Consider the following 2510-nt stretch of genomic DNA (forward strand, 5'->3'; position numbering starts at 1 on the left):
AATCCACAGTAGAGACAATGACAGGAACAGTAATTAGAAAACTCAATAATCCCCCGGAGGTGAACTTCATCTCCAACCTGTTCTTTACGGATCTGGTTGGCATACTTTAAGAGGGAAGGAAGATTGTGCTCAGCTAAATCAAACAATTGTCGAAGGTTTTCTTGATTAAAACCCCTCCGTTCATTGACCAGCATGGGTTGGTCGTTCACTACTTCTCTCACTCCTTCTCTCTTTTATCGAGTGACTAAGGTGCTTTTAACTTTGATACCGGGAATTTGTCCCAAACGGCCGGTCAAAGCACCAATTTCATCAGTGCTTCCATCAACAATGATGGAGATGATTGACAATGACCTTTCATGGTAGGGAAGTCCCATTCGACCGATAATGACTTCGTTAAAAGAACTGAGAAGTGAGTTGACCTGAGGAACTTGTTGTCGGTCTTCGACAATGATACCAATGACACCAATCCGTTTTTCGGAAACCATATCCATCACCCCTGGAAAATTAACTTTGCTGATAACCTGTGCCGGAGGAGGGGTGGTTCGGTATCGTAAGAAGAGAAAAGAGGCAAAAAAGCATTTATCCAATAAAAAGCCTGTTCATAAATCGAACAGGCCAAATGGATTCAAGGTTGAACTTCGCTGCCCCTTGACCTCAGGACCGTTCGCCCGTTTGCCTCAGGTATACGATATCTTTTCATCCCATCCGGTTAGAAAAACTTCCTTCCGGTCAGGTGTCTTAAATATACTACAAATTTGAAGAGTTTTCAACAGATCGAGGATTTTAAGTGGATAATTAAAATTAAGAACCTTGTTTTACTTAAAAAAGATTGAGAAGTGAGTTGTATAGTAAAAAAATACACCATCGAACTCACCTTCTCCTTTTTATAGGAGAAGGTGAGAATGGAAATGAAAAAGCAACGAGAAACCGCTTTTTAAACTTCGTTACAAACCGGTTGGAATTTTTGAATGAGTGTATTGAGAGTCTTTTTTCTAATTAAGGCTTCGGCATCTGGCATTTTCAATTGGGTGATAAAGAGGTTTTTTTCTGATCCGGCTTGTTTTGTCCAGCAAGAATATTTTATGTGAGAGCGAAAGAAAGTTTGATCACTTAAATTTTCACATTCACCAAAAAAGAGCACCAGGTATGGCTTAGGTTTCACTTTAGGGTCATGAGCCAGTACTGCATAGATGCAGGGTTGTTTGGGTGGTTGCCATTTCCCAAAGGGGGTAGGCTCGTCAAAGATATGGTCACCAAATTGAATACTCATAATTTCCCTCCTTTAAGCTTGAACCACATCTTAACAGAAAAAATGGTTCTTTTTAGTTTTTTTTAATCTTTTGACTTCAAAGGTTTCAATAAAGAATAAATCGGTGTTGGTTAGGGAAAAATGGTTATGCAGTTCTTGAAGAAAAATAACTTTCACTCTGACTTCAATCATTTATGAAAGCATTACTGCTTATTTAAAGGAATGAATTGAATATATTTTACTCCAAAATACCTTTCTGAACAAGAATTTAATTTCATCCCTAAAAAAACAGCTTTAAATCATTTACGTAAAGATTTAAAAGATGATAAGCCAGGAAAATTTAACCAGCTTCCCTTACGAGGGAAGATACCTTCATTTATTTGCCTCACATCTTCTAAAGAATAAAAAGCCTGAGGATTAAATTGATTAATGAATTGAATAACCTCGCGAAGGTCCTTTCTTTTAATAATGACAAAAACAACTGTGACTGGTCCCTCGGATCCTTGACCGGAAATACAGGTTACTCCGATATTGCGATTTCGGAGTTGATCTAGGAGCAGTTTAATGTCTTTGTTGGTTATGATTCGGACAATAGTATGTCCCATCGCCAACCTTTCTTCGAACCACATTCCGACATAATTCCCGGCAGCAAAACCACTGGCATAAGCGAGAAAGTAGGAAACTTCGGTCAAATTCATCATTATCTGCCGAATAGCTAAAAGCCAAATTATAACTTCAAAAAAACCAACTATAGGAGCTATATTTTTTAAGCCCCGAGAAACCATAATAATTCGCAGTGTTCCTAAGGTTACATCCGCCATACGGGCTAAAAAAATAAGCGCCGGAAACAATATATAGTAAATAAATACCGAATCGTTCATTTTATACCCTCCGAAAAAAGAAAAAGCTGTCTTTTGTATTATGATTAAGTATGAGAATTAGTTTTTTCTAATTTTATTTCTTTTTTATTATATGACATAATTTAAGAATTAAAAAATTTCCTGCAATTATAAAAATATTTTGCACAGGCTTAATTTATCATGCCCGTTCTATATCCGTCATTCAGGCTGTGTCACAATTATTCTGTAAATTATTTTCACCCACTTATGCTAATATTTTATAGTAATATTGGGAATAAATAACCAAAAACTGAAGATAAATGTACTGTGTCCTCCACTTTCACATTATTCTTGATGAAAAAAGGATTTGTGACACAGTCTGATTGCGAGGAGTCTAACCGTTTTTTGGTTAGATGACGTGG

The 2510-nt window shown here is 36.7% G+C and carries 3 protein-coding genes and 1 pseudogene; all 4 read right to left on the reverse strand.

What is annotated here, in order from left to right; translation table 11 throughout:
* Positions 1-221 (reverse strand): annotated as a pseudogene (locus PLK24_RS10690) (hypothetical protein); the annotation flags it as partial.
* Between the two features lie 12 nt (positions 222-233).
* On the reverse strand, positions 234-485 hold the full coding sequence (locus tag PLK24_RS10695) for a TM1266 family iron-only hydrogenase system putative regulator (RefSeq protein ID WP_324478987.1): 252 nt from the start codon (positions 483-485) through the stop codon (positions 234-236).
* 449 nt (positions 486-934) lie between these two features.
* Complete coding sequence (locus tag PLK24_RS10700) at positions 935-1270, reverse strand: hypothetical protein (protein WP_218111085.1); 336 nt, start codon at positions 1268-1270, stop codon at positions 935-937.
* Positions 1271-1548: 278 nt separating this feature from the next.
* The gene (locus PLK24_RS10705) at positions 1549-2130 is read right to left on the reverse strand and encodes a DUF2179 domain-containing protein (protein ID WP_218111086.1); all 582 of its coding nucleotides are present in this window, start codon (positions 2128-2130) and stop codon (positions 1549-1551) included.
* Positions 2131-2510 lie beyond the last annotated feature (380 nt).

It is taken from the genome of Atribacter sp. (genome assembly GCF_035418125.1).
Taxonomy (GTDB): Bacteria; Atribacterota; Atribacteria; order Atribacterales; family Atribacteraceae; genus Atribacter; species Atribacter allofermentans.